The 18,892-nt window shown below is 66.5% G+C and carries 15 protein-coding genes and 1 pseudogene; 8 read left to right on the top strand and 8 right to left on the bottom strand.

Features of this window, described 5'->3' with window-relative positions; translation table 11 throughout:
• The first annotated feature begins 49 nt into the window (after window positions 1-49).
• From G8760_RS03370 to G8760_RS30720, 4 genes and pseudogenes are all read left to right on the top strand, one after another.
• Window positions 50-2,395 (top strand): arylsulfatase, encoded by a 2,346-nt coding sequence (locus G8760_RS03370; RefSeq protein ID WP_166346567.1) that lies wholly within the window; start codon window positions 50-52, stop codon window positions 2,393-2,395.
• A gap of 145 nt (window positions 2,396-2,540) precedes the next feature.
• Complete coding sequence (locus tag G8760_RS03365; RefSeq protein WP_166346564.1) at window positions 2,541-3,617, top strand: DUF3800 domain-containing protein; 1,077 nt, start codon at window positions 2,541-2,543, stop codon at window positions 3,615-3,617.
• 461 nt (window positions 3,618-4,078) lie between these two features.
• Window positions 4,079-4,666 (top strand): annotated as a pseudogene (locus G8760_RS03360) (lytic polysaccharide monooxygenase auxiliary activity family 9 protein); the annotation flags it as partial.
• A complete protein-coding gene (locus G8760_RS30720; RefSeq protein WP_343074361.1) occupies window positions 4,658-4,915 on the top strand; it encodes a carbohydrate-binding protein in 258 nt (85 codons plus the stop codon). The pseudogene G8760_RS03360 and the gene G8760_RS30720, both read left to right, overlap by 9 nt.
• A gap of 197 nt (window positions 4,916-5,112) precedes the next feature.
• Here G8760_RS30720 and G8760_RS03355 read toward each other — a convergent pair whose 3' ends face one another.
• The 3 genes from G8760_RS03355 to G8760_RS03345 all read right to left on the bottom strand — a co-directional run bounded on the left by G8760_RS03355 (window position 5,113) and on the right by G8760_RS03345 (window position 8,287).
• The gene (locus G8760_RS03355; RefSeq protein WP_425502274.1) at window positions 5,113-6,042 is read right to left on the bottom strand and encodes an alpha/beta hydrolase; all 930 of its coding nucleotides are present in this window, start codon (window positions 6,040-6,042) and stop codon (window positions 5,113-5,115) included.
• 80 nt (window positions 6,043-6,122) lie between these two features.
• A complete protein-coding gene (locus G8760_RS03350) occupies window positions 6,123-7,088 on the bottom strand; it encodes an aldo/keto reductase (RefSeq protein WP_207781970.1) in 966 nt (321 codons plus the stop codon).
• 65 nt (window positions 7,089-7,153) lie between these two features.
• Complete coding sequence (locus G8760_RS03345; protein ID WP_166346558.1) at window positions 7,154-8,287, bottom strand: zinc-binding dehydrogenase; 1,134 nt, start codon at window positions 8,285-8,287, stop codon at window positions 7,154-7,156.
• A gap of 86 nt (window positions 8,288-8,373) precedes the next feature.
• Between G8760_RS03345 and G8760_RS03340 the strand changes: the two genes are divergently transcribed.
• The gene (locus tag G8760_RS03340; RefSeq protein ID WP_207781969.1) at window positions 8,374-9,762 is read left to right on the top strand and encodes an amidohydrolase; all 1,389 of its coding nucleotides are present in this window, start codon (window positions 8,374-8,376) and stop codon (window positions 9,760-9,762) included.
• Between the two features lie 981 nt (window positions 9,763-10,743).
• On the opposite strand, the gene G8760_RS03335 is transcribed toward G8760_RS03340, so the two are convergent.
• A complete protein-coding gene (locus tag G8760_RS03335; protein WP_166346555.1) occupies window positions 10,744-11,505 on the bottom strand; it encodes an SDR family NAD(P)-dependent oxidoreductase in 762 nt (253 codons plus the stop codon).
• 192 nt (window positions 11,506-11,697) lie between these two features.
• Here G8760_RS03335 and G8760_RS03330 point away from each other — a divergent pair, with 192 nt between their 5' ends.
• The 3 genes from G8760_RS03330 (at window position 11,698) to G8760_RS03320 (ending at window position 14,392) form a co-directional block, all read left to right on the top strand.
• Entirely contained in the window at window positions 11,698-11,853 is a 156-nt protein-coding gene (locus tag G8760_RS03330; protein ID WP_166346552.1) for a hypothetical protein, read from the top strand.
• Window positions 11,850-13,265, top strand: coding sequence for a GH1 family beta-glucosidase (locus G8760_RS03325; protein WP_211198932.1), 1,416 nt, complete (start codon window positions 11,850-11,852; stop codon window positions 13,263-13,265). The genes G8760_RS03330 and G8760_RS03325 overlap by 4 nt, the downstream gene beginning before the upstream one ends.
• 161 nt (window positions 13,266-13,426) lie before the next feature.
• Window positions 13,427-14,392, top strand: a complete 966-nt coding sequence (locus G8760_RS03320) for an aldo/keto reductase (RefSeq protein WP_207781968.1) — start codon at window positions 13,427-13,429, stop codon at window positions 14,390-14,392.
• A 71-nt stretch (window positions 14,393-14,463) separates the two neighbouring features.
• Here G8760_RS03320 and G8760_RS03315 read toward each other — a convergent pair whose 3' ends face one another.
• From G8760_RS03315 to G8760_RS03300, 4 genes are read right to left on the bottom strand one after another with little or no spacing between them, the layout of a single operon-like run.
• Window positions 14,464-15,210, bottom strand: a complete 747-nt coding sequence (locus G8760_RS03315; RefSeq protein WP_166346549.1) for an alpha/beta fold hydrolase — start codon at window positions 15,208-15,210, stop codon at window positions 14,464-14,466.
• 6 nt (window positions 15,211-15,216) lie between these two features.
• Window positions 15,217-16,230: an ABC transporter permease gene (locus G8760_RS03310; RefSeq protein ID WP_166346546.1), complete on the bottom strand. Its 1,014-nt coding sequence runs from the start codon at window positions 16,228-16,230 to the stop codon at window positions 15,217-15,219.
• Window positions 16,227-17,234 carry an ABC transporter permease gene (locus tag G8760_RS03305; RefSeq protein ID WP_207781967.1) on the bottom strand — a complete coding sequence of 336 codons (1,008 nt, stop codon included), beginning with the start codon at window positions 17,232-17,234 and terminating at the stop codon, window positions 16,227-16,229. Before G8760_RS03305 ends, G8760_RS03310 begins: the two co-directional genes overlap by 4 nt.
• Window positions 17,235-17,241: 7 nt before the next feature.
• Window positions 17,242-18,864 carry an ABC transporter substrate-binding protein gene (locus tag G8760_RS03300; protein ID WP_166346543.1) on the bottom strand — a complete coding sequence of 541 codons (1,623 nt, stop codon included), beginning with the start codon at window positions 18,862-18,864 and terminating at the stop codon, window positions 17,242-17,244.
• Window positions 18,865-18,892: the final 28 nt, after the last annotated feature.

Below are 18,892 nucleotides of genomic sequence, written 5' to 3'. Positions count from 1 at the left end.
GACGCAGCGTCATGCCCGATGCGGCACGGCACCACGAGAGGAGCCTGAGATGGCCCAGAACCCGGCCCGTACGTCGTACCCCACCCGGGGCTACGACGGATTCGGGGGCAGCGTCGCCGAGTGTGTCTCCGAGTCGACGCCGTGGTGGCCCGGACCGAAGCGGGCGCGTGACGGGGCGCCCAACGTCGTGGTGATACTCGTCGACGATCTTGGCTTCAGCGACATCGGCCCATTCGGTTCGGAAATAGCGACACCTCACCTCGCTGGCCTGGCCGACGACGGCTACCGGCTCACGAACTTCCACGCGACACCGCTGTGCACTCCGTCTCGTGCCGCCCTGCTCACCGGGCTCAACCCGCACCGCGCCGGATACGCCTCCGTCGTGCACATGGACCCTGGATACCCTGGCTACCGGTTCGAGCTCGCCGACGACGTACCAACGTTGGCCGAGTCGTTCCAAGCCGGCGGCTACGCCACGTTCATGGTCGGCAAGTGGCATCTGACGAAGGAATCGCAGATGCACGACGGCGCTGACAAACGATCCTGGCCGCTGCAGCGCGGTTTCGACCGCTACTACGGTTCGCTGGACGGCTTTACGTCGTTGTTCCACCCGCACCGCCTGATCCGCGACAACAGCCCCGACCCGGTGCAGGAGTACCCGGACGACTTCTACCTGACCGACGCCCTCACCGATGAGGCGATCGGTATGATTCACGGCCTACGCGCCAGCGATGCCAGCCGGCCGTTCTTCCTCTACTTCGCTCACCAAGCTGTTCACGGCCCGGTCCAGGCCAAGCCGGACGACATCGAGAAATACCGAGGGGTGTACAACGCCGGCTGGGACCACATCCGCAGCCAACGGTTCCGCCAGCAGATCCAGGCCGGCCTGTTTCCCGAGTCGACCCGGATGTCGCCGTCTGGCCCTGACGAAACGATGGGTGTGCCGGCATGGGACGAACTCCCCCCGGACCGCCAGGAGTTGTTCGCCCGGCACATGGAGGTCTATGCCGCGGCCGTGGACGCGGTAGACCAGAGTGTTGGACGCCTGGTGACGACGCTCCGCGAACTCGGTGAGTACGAAAACACCATCATCGTCTTCGCCAGCGACAACGGTGCTACCGGCGAGGGCGGCCTAGCCGGAACCCGCAGCTACTTCAGCCAGTTCGTACACCTCGCAGGGCTACCCGGCGACTGGGTCACCGACGTGCCACGTGAGCTGGAACTCCTGGGTGGACCCCAGGTCCACGGGCACTACCCGCGGGGTTGGGCTCATGTGTCCAACACACCTTTCCGCTACTACAAGGGCCACGCATACGCCGGCGGCATCCACGTGCCGTTCATGCTGTCCTGGCCGGACGGGCTACCTAGGTCCGACGATGACTCCGGGGTGCGGCATCAATACGCCTACATCACCGACGTCGCCCCCACGCTGCTCGGTCTGGCCGGTGTGCCGCGGCTCACCGAGCGGCACGGAACACCTACTCAAGACGTGGATGGTGTCGGCTTCGACCACCTCTTGCGCGACGCCGAGCTTCCGACCCGGCATCACACCCAATACGTCGAGTGTGGTGGCCAACGCGGATACTTCGCCGACGGCTTCAAGATCATCGCGCCACATTTGCCCGGGACCCCGTTCACCGAGGACGGCTGGCAGCTCTACGACATCACCACCGACCCGGCTGAAACCAACGATCTTGCCGCCGTCCACCCGGACAAGGTGGCCGGACTGGCCGCACAGTGGCGGGAGGCGGCGTGGGCAAACACCGTCTTTCCATTGGATGACACCGGCCGGATGTTCTTCACCCGCCCATCCACCGAGCTGCCGCTGGCCGAACCGGTCACCATCTACCCGGGAACCCCAGTGCTGGAGCGGTTCCGTTCGAGCCGGCTGACGTTGCTGCGCTCCTTCGTCATCGAGGCGGACCTCGACTATCAGATGGGCGATGAGGGGGTCATCGTCGCGCACGGCGATCAGGGTGGTGGATACGTCCTGTACGTCGAGGACGGTGAGCTTCGGCTCACATACAACGCCTACGGTCGGCCGGTGCGTGGAAGTGGTCCACTTCCGGCCGCCGCGAGCGCCACCCCTCTGGTGGTGACCGTCCGGTTCACCGCGCTTGCCGCCATGCGATGTGCGGTCGAGGTGGACATCGGGTCCGACCGCCTGATCCAGCTGGACAATATCCCCCAGCTGCTGGGGATGGCTCCGTTCACCGGCATCAGTGTGGGCTTCGATCATGGCGGGCCGGTGGATTGGGATCTGCACGCGCGCCGTGGAGTGTTCCGCTACCGGCGCGGCCTGCGCCGAGTCACCTACACACCTGGGCCGAAGGCCGACGAGAACCCGGAGATCATCGTCGCGGTCGATGAACTGACACAAAAGGTGCTGGACTGACCAACGGCCAGCGACGACGGTCAGCGGCAACCATCGCCGAAGGTAGGTCACGGCGGACAGGTGGTCCCATCGAAAGGCGGTCGACGTCGGTATCCGGATCTGGCACGATGCTGATCCAGGCTAGATGACGGCGGCGGGTGACGGGATGACCACCAACTATCCCGACCGAAGCGAGCCGTTAGAAATCGGCTGTGACGAATCCGGCGCTGAGGGCACGAACTTCGTCGAAGCAAACACCGACGTGTTCGCCCATGCCAGCGTGGTACTCGACGTCGAGACCGCCGCCGAGTGTGTCCGCGAAACCCGCCGCCGAATACGCTCCCCGGCGCGGGAGTACAAAGCCAATCACCTGTTGCGTGAACGGCACCGGGCCGTGCTGGAGTGGTTCCTCAATCCATCCGGCCCGGTCCACGGATATGCCCATGTCCACCTCACAGACAAGACGTCCTTCCTCGTCAGCAGGGTCGTGGAGATGGTGCTCGGCGGCGCCGACGGACCCAGCCACATAGGCATGTCTGCCGAGCCTGCTGCCCGGGCCGCCGCCATCACCCTCCTCAGAGCCGGCCCGGATGAGTTCGGCCTGTCGACCTGGCAGGCCTTCCTACAAGCCGCGAACCATCTCGTCCGGGGCAAAGATCACCATGGCCAGACACACCTGACCGCGGTGGAACCGTTCTTCCAGCTCTTGCACCACATGGGCGACGATGTACCGCCGCGTGTGGGCGACGGCGCTGGGGCGCCGGCGCGACGCGTCGTCGAACGTCTCCGAGACGCCCGCCCCCGTCCGGGCACGGCCCGGGCCAAGCTCCTCGACGAACCCCGGATGATCATCGCTCTCGATCCCCTGTTTCCGGCGTTGGCGTCGGCGATCCGGTACTGGAGCCGCGACGGCCATTCGGTGGCGGTGGTGCACGATGAGCACGCCGCCCTCACCCCGGCCCGGGTCAACACGCTTCGCGCGATTCTCAATACGGACCGCCGTGGCGTCGGCCGGACGACCAGCACACTCGTCGATGTCACACTCGTCGACTCGCGGTCGGATCCCCGGGTGCAGGTGGCGGACTTCCTCGCTGGTGTGGCCCGGAAGATCGCGTCCGACGCGTTGAGCGGCCAGGTCGACACCCACCTATGCACGCTGCTACGGCCGTACGTCGATACGTCGTCGGAATGGACTGACGAGTCGAGCTGGTCGGCGCTTGCACCGCCCGTGCCGAGCACCTAACCAGTGTCATAGCCATCCCCGCACCGCACCAAGCCTCCTGATGGCACACCGCAGGCTGCAACAAGCTTCCACACTGCTGCCCCCACAACCACAAGCCTCCTCATGGCCAGCCCCGCACCGCAACAAGCCTCCTTATGGCCGACGTGGCGTCGTCGCGACCCCGGCAACGAGCGTCGCCAAAGCCGACCGCCAACATCGCCAGGTGTAAAGACGGGTCTTGACAAGATCCGCAACTGTCCCCACGATGACTCTATTAAGAAACCTTCCTATGTAAATGCCGCGCGCGGAAAGTCCCAGGAGAACCCACCAGGAGGTGGTAGACCGTCACGAAATGGAAGTTTTATTTCTAGTTGACCGCCCGAGCCCGGCCGGCTCAGCCGGAGCGCCTCGAATGAGCCGAGGGGGAGCACGAACAAGGGGGACCACACCACTCAAGGAGAGACCGGAACATGAAACGTACCTTGATCCGGACCGCACTCGCTGCACTGACCGGCACCGCTACGGTGGCTGCTCTCGGAATCATCGGCGCCCAGTCCGCGTCGGCCCACGGTTATACCGATAGCCCCACCAGCCGACAGCTACTTTGTGCCAACGGCACCGTCACCAACTGCGGCCCCATCCAATGGGAACCGCAGAGCGTGGAAGGGCCGGACGGCTTCCCGGCCGGCGGACCGGCCGACGGCCAGATCTGCGCCGGCGGCAACCAGGCCTTCGCGCCACTGGACAACCCCAGGGGCGGCAACTGGCCCGCACAAAATCTGGTCGCGGGCGCAAACCACCAGTTCAGCTGGGTCTTCACCGCACCGCACAGCACGTCGAAGTTCGAGTACTTCATCACCAACAACAACTACAACCCACTCGAACCCCTGACCAGAGCCATGCTCGAACCGCAGCCGTTCGCGGTGGTCCCGTTCCAAGGCCAGCCACCGTTCAGGTACACACACACCTCCCAGCTACCCACGAACAAACAGGGACGCCACCTGATCCTCGCCGTGTGGACCGTAGCGGACACACCCAATGCGTTCTACGCCTGCCACGACGTGATCTTCGGTGACGACAACGGCGGAGGCGGCCCCGAGCCCGAGCCCCCGGCCTGTGAGGCTCCCGCCTGGAGTTCGGGCACCGTCTACCTGGGCGGAGACACCGTGAGCCACCAAGGCGTGGAGTACCGCGCGCGCTGGTGGACCCAGGGTGAGGAGCCCGGCACCGGAGGTGAATGGGGGGTCTGGCAGCCAGTCGGCGACTGCGACGAACCAGCCGCGCCCGCATTCACGACCATGGCCTTTGGTAGCAGCTGACAGGTCACGGCACGCACCAGGCTGGACGTCAACGGGCACGACATGAACGCTCGTGCCGGCTGCTAGCTGCTACCGCCGTGATCGTGTCGGGATTCGCGTCGCCTCGCGACCGGATCGCCGACACGATCACGGCGGCCAGGGGCCTGTTGCCGCACGGCAGGGCCATCCGAATCCCCGGCCGGCTCGCGAAATCCAGGTCAGGCCGGGCGCACCTGCCCCAACAGTCTGCGCAACCACGACGAACGGGTTGCGAGGGCCGCCCTAGTCACCTCGCTGGCCGGGGCGAGTCGGTCGAAGCCGTGATACGCACCGGCCCACACGTGCAGCTCGGCCGGGACACCGGCGGCGCAAAGCCGGCTGTAGTACTCGACGTCCTCATCTCGGAAGATCTCGACGGCGCCCACTTCCACGAACGCCGGTGGCAGGTCCGACAGGTCGGTCGCCCGGGCCGGCGCCGCGTATGGCGATACCTGCTCGGCGCCGGCCTCATCGCCCAGCAACGACGTCCATCCGAGCTCATTGCTAGCTCGACTCCACACACCGTGCTCCCCGTACTGGAGCGTGGAGGCCGAATCATTGCGATCGTCGATCATCGGACAGAGGAGCATCTGCCCCGCCACCGCCGGACCACCTCGATCACGGGCCAGTAGACACACGCCGGCGCTGAGGCCGCCACCCGCGCTACCCCCCATGACCACCAGCATCGACGGATCGATGCCCAGCTCGCTGGCACGCTCGGCCATCCACACGAGCCCGGCGTAGCAGTCCTCCACAGGCGCCGGATGCGGATGTTCCGGGGCCAGCCGATATTCGACCGTCACCGCGACGAAGCCGAACTCGTCGATCAACTCCACCATGCGGGGCAGATCGCTGAACCGGTTGTCCATGACCATGCCGCCGCCGTGGATGTTGTAAAGGCCCGGCGCGGCGGCGGTGGCCGAGCGCGGGCGCAGGACGGTCACCGTGATGTCCGGCTGTCCCGGCGGCCCGGGCACCGTGTGGTCTTCCCACTCGATGTCACGCCCACGAACGGCCTCGTCGCACCCCAGGTTCATCGTCGCCATGGACACCCGCGCCTCGGCGAGCGTATCGATGGTGAGGGCGGGCGGCTCGGCTCCGGCGCGCATCCGATCCGCCGCGGCGGCCAGCTCAGGGTCGAACGGCGCACGTACGGCTGGCCGGCGCCGACCATCCATCGGTAGCGCGTTCACGGCCCCTCCGGGTCGACCACACCTTTGTCCACCCACAGTGGATCGACCAGCGCTCGCAGCTCCGCGCCGCCCACGCGGCGCACCAGGTCGACCGCCGCGAGGTTGTCGTTCAGTTGCTCGACGCTGGTGGCGCCGAACAGGGTGGTGGTGTTGGCCGGGTGGGTCAGCGTGAACGCGACGCACACCTGAGCTGGGCTTGCCCCGAGTTGATCCGCGATGCCCTTGAGCTGGGCGGCCGAGTCGGCGATGCGCTGGCGGATGTCACCGGGATCGCGTCCTACCTGCCGCGAATCCTTGCCCAGGACAACCCCGCCCTCCATCACATCCGACGATTGCAAGGTGACGCCCTGGGCGAAGATCCGCTCGAACGGTTCCCCGTCGGGGATGGCGCGGCGGGACACGCTGTACTTGAGCTGCGCGATGGCGGGCCCGGGCAAGCCTGCGCTAGCCGCATGATCGATCAACGTCTGGATGTTCGTTGCCGACCAGTTGTTCACGCCCCACGAACGGATCAAGCCGGCGTCGGCCAGGTCGGCCAGATCCACCACCAGCTGACGCAGGTCGATGCCGTCGCGTCGTAGGTCGCCGAGGATGACCAGATCGGCGTGGTCGGCACCGACGCGGAAGAGGGCGTTCTCCAGCTGGGCCCGCAGACTGTGCTCGGGGTATCCCTCCAGCCAGAGTTTCGACGACAGAAGATACTCGTCGCGGCGCAGCCCGGCGCCTCGGACCATCGCCGAGAAGATGATGTCGGTGTAGGACTGAGGCCCACCCGGAAACCCGTAAACACCCACGTCGAACAGGTTGATGCCGCTATCGACGGCTGTCCGGAGCATGGTGACGGCGTCGCGGAAATCCATCCGGTCATAGGTGTGCCAAGAGCCGAGCGACAACACGCCGGTCAGGGGGCCGTCGGCCCCGATGCGGCGCTGCGGGATCGGCGTGGAACTCGTTGCGTCCACAGTTCTCTCCTCCATCACGTCGAGGCCGCGGCATGTCGCGGCGACGATCTTGTCCGGGGTTCCGGTCAGCGGGCCCCGGCGCCGTCAGCGGCGGACAACCTCGGATCGATCACGGCTTTGATCTGCCCGAGACGTTCCATGGACTCGAGCGCGGCGCTGGCTTTCGCGAGCCCGACCGGCGGGCTGAACAACTCGTCCCACGGGAGCCGGTCGGCGAAGGTGCGGAAGAACTCCACGGCTCGGTAGTAATCGGCGATGTCACCGTTGAGCGAGCCGACCACCGTCAACTCCTTGCCCATGATGGTCCCGAGCGAGACCTCGGTGGGTTGCGGACCCGTAGAACCGACGATCGCGATGGTGCCGCGCTGCGCGGCGAACGCGATCGCCTCAGCGCCGACGCTTGGCGCCCCGGCGAAGTCGAAGACGTAGTCGGCGCCCGCACCGTTGGTCAGTTCGTGCACCCGAGCGATGCGCTGTTCGGCGGTCAGGTCCACCGACACCGTCGCGGTTGCGCCGAACCTCGTGGCGGCGGCCAGCCGGTCGTCGGGGCCCCCTACGGTGATCACCGTTCCGGCCCCCGAGATCCGCGCGACGGCGGTGGCGAAGATTCCCAGGGCGCCGGCCCCCTGGACCACGACGCTCGCCCCGGCCCGGATCCCCCCGCACCGGTCGACCGCACGGAGGACCGTCTTGGCCGCACACCCCGACATGGCCGCCCAGGTGTCCTTGACGTCGTTGGGCAGGAGCAGCTTGGCCGCACCCGGGGTGACGTAGCAGTACTCCACCAGGCCACCGGTGGCATACGGCGGCTGGTCACTGCGCTGGCGGAACCCGTAGCCGCGGTCAGAGCAGGCCACCGGCTCACGCAGGATGGTGCACCCGTAGCACCTGCCACACGTGGATTCCGACCAACCGATGCGGTTGCCCGCGGCGATGGCACGTCCCAGTGTGTCCACGGTGCCGGGTCCGGCAGCCACGACCTCCCCGACCATCTCGTGACCGAGGATCATCGGCAGCATGCCGGGGAAGGTCATGCCGCCGCTCCACAGGTGTACGTCGGTTCCGCAGAGTGTCACGCAGGTGACCCGCACCAGCGCGGCGCCCGGCTCGACGTCTTCCGGCAGCGGCACGTCTTGCTGGCTGAGTGGTCGGCCGTGCTCGGATAACACCGCGGCCGCGGTTTTGGTCGGTAACGGCATGTGCCCCACTTCCGTCCGGAGGCGGTAAATTTTTCGGTTAGTCTACATATGTTGAACAAAAGCGTCCATCCCTGCAAGGAGCCGCGGTGACCGTCGCCCGCATCGACCGAATCCACCCCACGGCCGACCTGATCATGGCCGGTGGAACCGTCCTGACCTTTGACGACGCGGACCGGACCGGAACCGCCCTCGCTGTGCGTGCCGGCCAGATCGTCGCCGTTGGCACCGACGCCGAGGTGGCCCAGCACGCGGGAGCCGCCACCCGCCACATCGACCTGAGCGGACGCACCGTCATACCCGGAATCAACGACTCCCACCTCCACGGCACCTGGCTCGGTGCGCTCTGGCCACACACCCTCATCGGCTCCGGCGGCTTCGCCCCGCCCACGGCGGCCCCGGCCCGGATCGACGACGAAGCCGGGCGACGCACGGCGATCATGCGGGCCGGAAAAGTCTGCGCGCAGCTCGGCATCACCAGCTACACCGAAGCCGGCCTAGGGCCAGGGGAAGACCACGGCGACACCGGCTGCTTCTCCCAGGCCGTGCTCAACACCTATGCCGCCCTAGCCGCCGACGGCGACCTCCTGGCACGCGTCACAGTGCTGCGACTGTTCGGTCTACTCGACGGACCAAGCCGGATCGAGGACTTCGAGGAAGGGCTCGACACCGAGGTACCCGCATCCGACCCGCGTTGGCTCAACGTCACCGGGGTAAAGATCTTCGCCGACGGCATCCCACCGATGCGCTCGGCGTGGACCCGTCATCGATACGACGACGACACAACTGGACGGCTGCTCGTCGAGGGTGCTGACGACAACGAGCGGGAGCACCGATTCCGCCGGATGGTGGCGCTGGCTCATGCCCGTGGACTGCAAATCGGCGTGCACGCCACCGGCGACCGCAGCATGGAGGTGTTCGCCGACGCCGTAGCCGACTGCCAAGACCGATACGGCCCCGGCGCACGCCACTATGCCGTCCACGCCGACCTCGTCACCTCCGCGCAGGTCGCTCGGATGGCCGAACTCGGAATCGGGATCACCACCCAGCCGGGGATCGCCGTCGCCACCGCCCCGATGGTCGCCGCCGTGCTCGGTGACGATGTGGCCGCGACGGCCTGGCCGCTAAGCGAGATTCTCGGCAGCGGTCTGCCGGTGACGCTCAGCAGCGACGGGCCAGTGCTACCGCCCGACTGGCGAGTGCAGATCGCCGCGGCGGCGACACTGCTGGGCGCTGCCGACACCGACCCCAACCCCGATCTGATGACGCGGCTACTGCGCTGCTACACCACCGTCCCCGCGTTTCAGGATGGCGCCGAAGCATGGAAGGGGTCGCTGGAGCCGGGAAAGGTGGCGGACCTGTGTGTACTCGAGACCGACCCGCGCACGGTGCCGCCGTCCGAACTGCCCGGTGTGGGCATCGAGATGACCGTTATCGACGGCCGCGTCGTCTTCACCGCCCCCCACGTCCGCACCTGATCTCCGTTTGTGCGCCTGATCGCTACCGCAGAAACGATCAGGCGCCCGGACACGACGGTTCACGCCGACCGATGCAACGACGTCGTCGCCTGATCATCTCCACCATGTGGACACGCGCGCGATCAGATGCACGGCCAGCGCCCTGAGGGCCGGTTGTGCATCTGATCGGCAACGGGGTCGGCGACTCCGTTCGCGCGATCGGTGACGGAGCATGCCTCAAAGGGTCGTCGTGTGCACCCTGCGCAGTCAACGCCGGCCCTGACGATCAGATGCACCACACCGCGCCGCCGCCCGCCGTTGGCACACCTGATCGCCCTTCCACAAACGATCTGTGAGTGTGACGCTGGCTGGGGCTGCCGTCAGTCGAAGGTAGGCGTCGGGCTGCGCGACATATACCGCGTCGGCCCGTCTTCACTCCTCTGGAGCAGGCGAGTTGCCTCATCACAGGTTCAGGGGTGCCGACGATGGTGAAAGGCGCACTGTGGCGACGTCGGGCCGGATGGGTGCCAGGTCCCAACGCGCTATCGCGCACTGCGCTACCGCCAGATGGCGTTAAGAGCCGGATTCGGGCCTTAACGCCATCTGGCGGTAGCGCAGTACGGGGCCAGGGCAACACCGCCCCACGTCGCAAGGAAAGCGTGGTGAGTGTCCCGGCAACAACAAGGAGGCTCACCGCGGCATCCACCCCGGGCACAAGGACGCTTACTGTCACCAGGGCAACAACAAGCAGACTTACTGCAACCAACCGAGGGGTGGGAGTCGCCACAACGCACGCCGACACCGACACCCGCGACGGGCGCGGCGAGCGCGATGGGCGCGCGGTCGATCAGATGTATGCACAGCTACCGCACACGTTTGCGACGCATCTGATCGCCACGCGTCCACACTCAAAGACGCGATCAGATGCACCACACCGCGCCGCCCACCGCCGTTGGCACACCTGATCGCCCCTGAGGAAACGATCAGGTGACCAAACGGAGATCAGGTGAGCAACTGGCCGCCGTCGACCTGTAGGCAGGCGCCGGTGATGTGCCGCGCCTCGGCCGACGCCAGGAAGACCACCGCGGGTACGACGTCGGACACTTGAGCGATCGTGCCCAGCGGAATACGTGCCTCCCACGCCGCGCGAGCCTCGACGTTGGACGCGAATCCGGCGGTCATCGGGGTGAGGACCGGACCCGGCGCGACCGCGTTGACCCGGATCCCGTGCCCGGCCAGCTCCACCGCGGCCGACCTGGTCAGCGCGTCGACCGCGGCTTTGGTGGCTTCGTAGTGCCCGAGGCCAGGGGTGGGTTGGCGGGCGCCGATCGAGGAGATGTTGACGATGGCGCCCCGATTCTCGTGCCGGATCATATGCGCACCAACCGCGCGGGTCATGAGGAACGTGCCCCGGAAGTTGATCCTCGTGCAGGTGTCGAAGATCTCGACGGGAAGCTCGACGATTGGTCCGCCGCCCCCGGCTAAGCCGGCGTTGTTCACGAGGACGTCGACGGTCCGGCCGGCATCCTCCAGCCCGGCTATGAGGGCGAGTACCGAGTCCTCGTCACTGATGTCCACCTGTTGGTGCGCCGCCCCGATCTCGTCCGCCACGGCATTGGCCTGGTCGGCGGAGACGTCGGCGATGACGACGTGATCGCCGGCCGCGGTGAATGCCTCGGCAACCCCTCGCCCGATCCCGCTGGCACCCCCCGTGACCACTACCGTCCGGGGTTCGGGGCGTTCCGTGCTGTTCGATGCCGGCATTACCACTCCCTTCGTTTATGCGGCTGGGTGGCCGCCGCTGGGCGCTTATCTTATACGGCCGTAGAAAAACAGCACAGTCGACAACCCCTTCATCGCCGTGACGATCATCTGGAGGTGTCCTCTCGGCCGTTCGGCACGACGACGCCTTGGCCGCTGGTAGTGCGCTCCTAGCCCGCCGACGACACCGCCCAGGTGGCACTGTCGGATCTCAGCAGCGGCCATGTCACGGAACTTCTCTCTACTATTGACGGGGACACACTGCTGGCCGCACTGCCACAGCTGGTGGCCTTCGTCGTACTCGGCACGCGGATCATCGGCGGCATCATGCGAGGAGCGGTCAGAGAATGAGCACCCAAGCCACCAGCCATACCTCGCCGGACATGGCGGCGCCAGTCACGTTTCCGCCCGGATTCGTATGGGGCGCGGCTACCGCGGCGTACCAGATCGAGGGTGCGGCCACCGTAGACGGCCGCGGCGCGTCCATCTGGGACACCTTCAGCCACACCCCGGGTGCGGTCCACGATGGCGACACCGGCGACACCGCCTGCGATCATTACCACCGTTATCCGGACGACGTGGCCTTGATGGCGCGTCTCGGTCTCGGCGCCTACCGGTTCTCGATCGCGTGGCCGCGGATCCAGCCACGTGGCAGCGGCCCGGCCAACCCTGCCGGCCTCGACTTCTACGATCGCCTGGTCGACTCCCTGTTCGGTCACGGCATCGAACCGATCGTGACGCTGTATCACTGGGATCTGCCCCAGGCGCTGGAGGACGACGGCGGCTGGGCGACCCGCGACACCGCCTACCGGTTCGCCGAGTACGCGGCCCTCGTCCACGAACGGCTGGGCGACCGGGTGCACCGCTGGATCACGCTCAATGAGCCCTGGTGTGCGGCGTTCCTCGGCTACGCCTCCGGGATCCATGCCCCGGGCCGCACCGACCCGGCGGCCGCCTTCGCTGCTGCCCATCATCTGCTCCTCGGCCACGGGCTCGCGGTGCGCTCGTTGCGCGACGCCGGAGCCGGCGAGATCGGCATCACGCTGAACCCGGCGGCGGTCCGCCCGGCCGATCCGAGCGCGGAGGACGACGCGGCAGCGGCCCGGACGATCGACGGGCTGCACAACCGGATCTTCCTGGACCCGCTGTTCGGCCGTGGCTATCCGGCCGACGTGGTGGATGTGGTTCGCCGATTCACCGATCCAGCCTGGATGCAGCCCGGCGACGACGACATCATCGCCGCACCATTGGACCTGCTGGGCGTGAACTACTACACCCCCACCGTCGTCGCGGCCCGGGCCGGCACACCTCCGTCGGCGGTCTATCCCGGCAGCGACGGCATCGAGTTCCAGGCCGTTCCCGGACCGGTGACGGCGATGGGCTGGCCGATCGAGCCGGCTAGCTTCACGACGCTGCTGACCAGGCTGGCCGCGGATTACAGCGGGGTGCCGATCTGGATCACGGAGAACGGTGCCGCGTTCGACGACCATCACGACCCAGCAACCGACCGAGTGGCAGACCCGGACCGGATCCACTACCTGGACGGCCACCTGCGCGCCGTCCATGCCGCGCTCTCTGCCGGAGTGGACGTGCGTGGGTATCTCGTGTGGTCGCTGCTGGACAACTTCGAGTGGGCCGAGGGCTACCGCAAACGGTTCGGCATCGTGTTCGTCCACTACCCGACCCAGAACCGGGTTCCCAAAGACAGCGCCAGGTGGTACCAGGCGGTGATCAATCGGGGTGGCTTGCCGGGCGCACCATGAGCGACCCGCCCTCGAGCAGGTGACACAGCGGGCAGGAATATCCCGGCCACCGTGTCCGGGGTAGTGAACAACTCGACGACGGTCGCGCCGGCGTGAGCGGAATGTACCGACGGCTTTTATTATACGCTTGTAGAAATACAGGAATATGAGTGGAGGCCGACGTGAACGACCATGGCGCGATACCCACCAAGCGGCTCGGCCCAGCGGGCCCAGAGACGTCGATCTTCGGCCTCGGATCGTGGAACACGTGGGATCGGATGGTGTTCGACGACGTCGTCGATTTAGTGCGGACCAGCGTCGACGCCGGTGTCACCCTGTTCGATGTCGCCCACTACAACATGGGCCCACACACCGAGCAGGCGCGAACCGACATCATCTTCGGCGAGGCCGTCCGCGCCGCCGGACTCCGACGGGAGCAGTACCAGCTCTGCGGGAAACTCTGGTTGTGGGAGTACCCGAAGGTCGGGTTCGCCGAACAGCTCGCCACGTCGTTCGAGCGGGTCGGGGTCGATGCGGCCGAGACCGTCGTCGTCGGTGACTACATGGAGCGTCCCGACATCCGGCAGATCGTGACCGACGTACACGAACAGATCCAGGCCGGCTGGTTCTCGTCGTGGGGGGTGAACAATTGGCCCGCCGCCGACCTCGACCTAGCCATCGACTTCGCCACCGCGGAGGGACTCACTCCGCCCGCATTCACCCAGCTCAAGTACAGCGTGGTGCGCCGATCGATGGCCGAGGGCGACTTCTACGGCCAACACTTCGCCGCTGGCCGGCTCGCCATGCAGGCCTCCGACATCTTCGAGGGCGGCATCCTGGTCGGCAAGAAACACCCGGAGCGCAAGATCGGCGCCGACCCCGGGGGAATCCGCGACGCCATCCGCGACGCTGCCGACACAGTAGCGGCGGTCGCCACCACCTTCGACGCGACTCCCGCCCAGGTCGCCATCGCGTTCTGCCTCCAATACGACGCCGTCGCCAATGTGCTGTTCGGTGTCAGCCGGCGCAGCCAGTTCGACGACAACCTCGGCGCGCTGCGGTTGTGGCGGGAACACGGACCAGCGGTCCGGCAGGCCCTCGAAGACCTGTGGCTCGACCGCGACGTCAACGCCGACGGCACCTGGTAGTTAGCCCACGCTCCACTCCGCGTGATCGTCAGCGGTTCCGTGTCGCTATAGCGACACGGAACCGCTGACGATCACCGAGGGGTGGTGAGGAAATCGACCGCGACGCGCTGGAAGTCCGGGCCGTGCAGTGTGCTGAGGTGATCGCCGGGAACCTTCCACAACTGGGCGCCGTCCACCAGCTCCACCAGCTCCTCGATCCCGGCCGCGACCGGATCGGCGTCACCGGCCACGAACAGCGCCGGCACGTCGATATCCGAGGGGGACGGTGAGAACGGCTCGGCCTTCAGGCCCTCCACACACGTCACCAGCGCTCGGGTGTTCCGGCCAGGTGCAGTGATCATCGACGCCACCATCCCCGTCAACGGATCACCCGGGTCGGCCCCCTGCTCAGCGACGGCCAGCAGGACCTCCGTGTCCAGCGCACCGAACGGCTCACGCGGGCTGATCCCGCCGAGGACGAGATGCGATACCGTCACCGACGCCTTCGGAAGTTCCCACGCCAGCCGAGCACCCAGCGAGTAGGCGACCACGTTTACCGGCCCGGAAGATTCGCTCGCCACCACGTCCAGTAGTGCAGCCACCATGGCACTCGGCAGGGCATCGGCCACGCCACGCGGGACCGGACTCGTCCCGTGTCCCGGCAGGTCAGGAACGAGAACCACCCGGCCGGCCGCCGTCAACGCTGCCGGCCAGCCGCTACCCAGCCAGTCGCTTTCGCCGTCGGAGGTGAAACCGTGGACGAGCAGCACTGGTGGGCCGCTCACGGGTCCGTCCGGGGTGAAGCGGCGTACCGCTAGCTCCAGGGTGGACTGCGTCATGATCGCTCAGATCCTCTCGTCAATGGGTTCGGCCGGTTGCTTCAGCTCACCGGTACGCGGCTCGGCGCCATCGGCATCATTGGCCTGGCGGCGGCGCGGCCCTTGCCCGCGGGCACGTAGCCGCTGGAGCTCACTCAACGTGCGGCTGCGCGGATCGACGACGAGACGCAGGCTGGCCCCTACCAGGTTGAACAGATAGACACACATGATGATGGCCAGCCCAGGCACGATCACCAGCCACGGTGCGTCATGCATGTACGCACGGCCCTCGGCGATCATGTTGCCCCAGGTGGGCGTGGGCGGAGCGATACCCAGGCCCAGGAAGCTCAGCGCCCCGTCGATCAGCATCGCCGCCGCGGCCAGGATGATGACCTGGACCACCGCCAACGGCAACACGTTCGGGAAGATATGCACGAACAGGATCTTCCACCGGCCCATGCCGGACACCCGGGCGGCTTCGATGAACGACTTCGTGGCGACACCGAGCACCCGGCTCCGGATCACCCTGGCAACAAACGGGGTGAAGATCACCGACAACGCGGTCAGCACGGTCCACATGCTCGCGCCGAAGGCGACGGCCAGGGCGGTGGCGAGGATGATGCCGGGGAAAGCCATCCAGGCGTCCATCACCCGCATGAGGATCGCATCCGCGGCCCGGAAATACCCGCTGATCATCCCGATCATCATGCCCGCGGTGCCCGCACAGAGGGTGATCAACACCGCCATGCCCAGTGAGGCCCGCCCGCCCTCCACGAGGCGGCTGAGCACGTCTCGGCCATAGAGGTCGGTGCCAAGAAGGTGCTCGCCGGACGGTGCCAACAGACGGTTGGCGGGGTCGGTGGCGGTGCTGCTGGGCAGGAAGAACGGCAACACGATCACCATGACGACGATGAGTCCGAGCAGCAGCGTGCCAACGGTCAGCACCCGGTTGCGACGTACCGCGCGCCGGAGCCGGTGGGAGAGGCTGCCGCGGGACGGGGCCGCCAGCTCAGCCACCGGTTCAAGAACGGGAGACGTCATGAGACACGCACCTTCGGGTCGATCAAGGTGTAGGAGAGGTCGACGATCAGATTCACCAGCACGAACAGCAGGGCCACGAACAAGGTGATGCCTTGGATGAGTGGGAAGTCGCGGGTGTGGATGGCACCCAGCAACAGGGAGCCGAGCCCGGGGATCACGAAGATACTCTCGATGATCACGATGCCCCCCACCAGCACCGCGAAGTTGGTACCCACGATGGTCAGGATCGGCATCAACGCGTTCGGCAGGACATGCCGGATCGCCACCTGCGACTCCGACAAACCCTTGTTCCGGGCGGTGCGCAGATAGGCGTGCGACAACTCGCTGAGCACACTTTCCCGCAACACCAACGTGTACAACGCCGACTGACCGATCACCAGTGCCGTCACCGGGAGGACGAGTCCGGGGATAGCACCGATCGGATCACTGAACAGGTTGGTATAACCGCTGGACGGCAGCCATCTCAGGGTGAGCGCGAAGATGAGGATGAACATCAACGAGCTCCAGAAGTCCGGGATCGCCATCCCGAGCGGCGCCATCTGGTTGACCATCCGGGAGAGGATGCCGCGCGGCCGCACCGTGTTCCAGGTGGTGATCGCTACCGCGATGCAGAAGCTGATGCTGGTGCTCAGCACCGCCAGTGTCAGCGTCGGTGCGATATGCCGGCCGATCACCGAAAGCACCGAGTCATGATGGGTGATCGACTGACCGAGGTTACCCGTCACCACCTGGCCCAGCCAGGCGAAGTACTGCTGGAGAAGGGAACCGTCAAGCCCAAGTGCATCCCGCAGATTCGCTAGCTCCTGCGGTTGGGGGTTGGCACCGAGAATGGCGACGGCTGGGTCACCCGGTATCAGCCGGATGATGAAGAACATCATGGTGCCGACCACCAGCAGAATGATGATCAGATCGCGTAGCCGCCGAAAGAGTAGCCCTGTCACTACCAGCCCTTTCTTTCCCGTCGAGTCGTACGGTGTGGCAGGGGCCGAGTCGACCCCTGCCACAAGGTCGTCACTCCTCGAGCCAGGAGTTCCAGAAGACGCGCCAGTAGTTGTCGTAACCCCTGAGGTCAGGCGAGTAGGCCGCGTATGGCCGACCGGAGCTCAGCACGATGACCGGCAGTTCCTCCCACACCAGGGCCTGGAGCTGGTCCACGATCTCCTTGGCCTGTTCCTCGTTCTCCACGGCGTTGTATGCGGCGAGCAAGCCGACCATCTCGTCCGAGCCCGAGCCGTTCAGCCCACCGAGATTCAACGGCGGCATCTGCTGTGGCGAGTTGAGGAAGCCGTTGAAGAAGAGCATCGTGAGATCCCAGTCTTCTTCACCGAGGATGCTCAGCATCGTGGTGAAGTCGTACGGGTCGATCTGCACGTTGTAGCCCAGCTCACCAAGCTGATCCTGGATGAGCACCGCCCACTGGTTGAATTGCGGGAAGGTTGACGACGTGACGATGCGCAGGGTGTCGCCCTCGTTCAAACCCGCCTCGGTGAACATCTCTTTGGCACGTTCGGGGTCGTATGCCTCGTAGATCTCGGCGCCTTCGGTGGAGTAGAAGTCGGTGTTGTCCGGCGAGACGAACGCTCCATCCTCGACGAGGATCTCCGGGTTCCCACCGGTAGTGGCGTTGATAGCCGACTTGTCGAGGGCTAGGTTCAGCGCCTGCCGGGCCTCCGGGTCGGAGAAGATGGAACTCTCGTCGTGGTTGGGAATAACGACGTTCAAGTCGCCACCACTAAGAATCGACACCTCCACCCCTGGTTCGGCCTGGAGCCGGTCATAGTGATCTGGCGTCGGCATGATGTGGTGCCACTGGTCTGTCAGCAACCCGTTGATCAGCGCATCCTGATCACCAACCACCTTGAACGTCACAGTGTCGAGATAGGCGTGTTTGGCGCCGACGTGTCCGCCGAGCCCTTCCTCGGTGCGGGACTGGTAGCCGTCGAACCGCTCGAGGACGACCTCTTGGCCGGTGTCCCAGTTCCGCAGCTGGTAGGGCCCGGTACCGATGGCGCCATCGACGTCGAAGCCCTCCGCGTCCAGACCCTCGATCAGCTCCGCCCGGAAGATGTGTGCACCCGGGCTGGCCAGCTCGTTGATGAGCGGGTATCGGGGATTGTTCAGCGTCAACACCACGGTGAGATCGTCCGTGGCCTCGACGGAGGCGACATCAGGTGCGACGACCTGGCCGGTGCCGTTGAACTCCAGCCATCGTTCGAGGCTGGCGACGACGTCAGCCGAGGTGAGCGCGGCACCGTCGTGGAACGTGATGCCGTCGCGCAGGGTGAAGGTGTAGGTCAGGCCATCCTCGCTGACCTCGTACTCGTCGACGAGCATGGGATGCGCGGCGTTGTCGCGGTCGACGTCGAAGAGCTTCTCGTAGAGCATCGTGCTCAGGTGAACTGCTACCTGGGTGGGGTTGACCGCACCATCGAGCGACTGCGGGTCAGAGGGAATCGCGACGATGAGGTCCCCGCCGACGACGGGTTCACCGGCCGCGGCTCCATCACCGCTGTCCCCGCCCGGGTCGGCCGACGACGCGTCGTCACCGCCACACGCGGTGAGCGCGAGGGAGGCGGCGGTCACCGCGACGAGCGCGGGGGCGAATAGACGCCGTCTGCTGGGTCGTTGGTTCATGGCTGGCTTCCTTTTAGTGGTAGGAGAG

It is taken from the genome of Phytoactinopolyspora limicola (assembly GCF_011320225.1).
Taxonomy (GTDB): domain Bacteria; phylum Actinomycetota; class Actinomycetes; order Jiangellales; family Jiangellaceae; genus Phytoactinopolyspora; species Phytoactinopolyspora limicola.
This window is presented reverse-complemented; position numbering and strand designations above follow the sequence as displayed.

What these genes read in the sequence shown, in the direction of transcription:
- G8760_RS03370 (WP_166346567.1), top strand. Translation starts at nt 50, where the DNA reads ATGGCCCAGAACCCGGCCCGTACGTCGTACCCCACCCGGGGCTACGAC.
- G8760_RS03365 (WP_166346564.1), top strand. Translation starts at nt 2,541, where the DNA reads ATGACCACCAACTATCCCGACCGAAGCGAGCCGTTAGAAATCGGCTGT.
- G8760_RS03355 (WP_425502274.1), bottom strand. Translation starts at nt 6,042, where the DNA reads ATGCGCGCCGGAGCCGAGCCGCCCGCCCTCACCATCGATACGCTCGCC.
- G8760_RS03345 (WP_166346558.1), bottom strand. Translation starts at nt 8,287, where the DNA reads ATGCCGTTACCGACCAAAACCGCGGCCGCGGTGTTATCCGAGCACGGC.
- G8760_RS03335 (WP_166346555.1), bottom strand. Translation starts at nt 11,505, where the DNA reads ATGCCGGCATCGAACAGCACGGAACGCCCCGAACCCCGGACGGTAGTG.
- G8760_RS03325 (WP_211198932.1), top strand. Translation starts at nt 11,850, where the DNA reads ATGAGCACCCAAGCCACCAGCCATACCTCGCCGGACATGGCGGCGCCA.
- G8760_RS03315 (WP_166346549.1), bottom strand. Translation starts at nt 15,210, where the DNA reads ATGACGCAGTCCACCCTGGAGCTAGCGGTACGCCGCTTCACCCCGGAC.
- G8760_RS03310 (WP_166346546.1), bottom strand. Translation starts at nt 16,230, where the DNA reads ATGACGTCTCCCGTTCTTGAACCGGTGGCTGAGCTGGCGGCCCCGTCC.
- G8760_RS03300 (WP_166346543.1), bottom strand. Translation starts at nt 18,864, where the DNA reads ATGAACCAACGACCCAGCAGACGGCGTCTATTCGCCCCCGCGCTCGTC.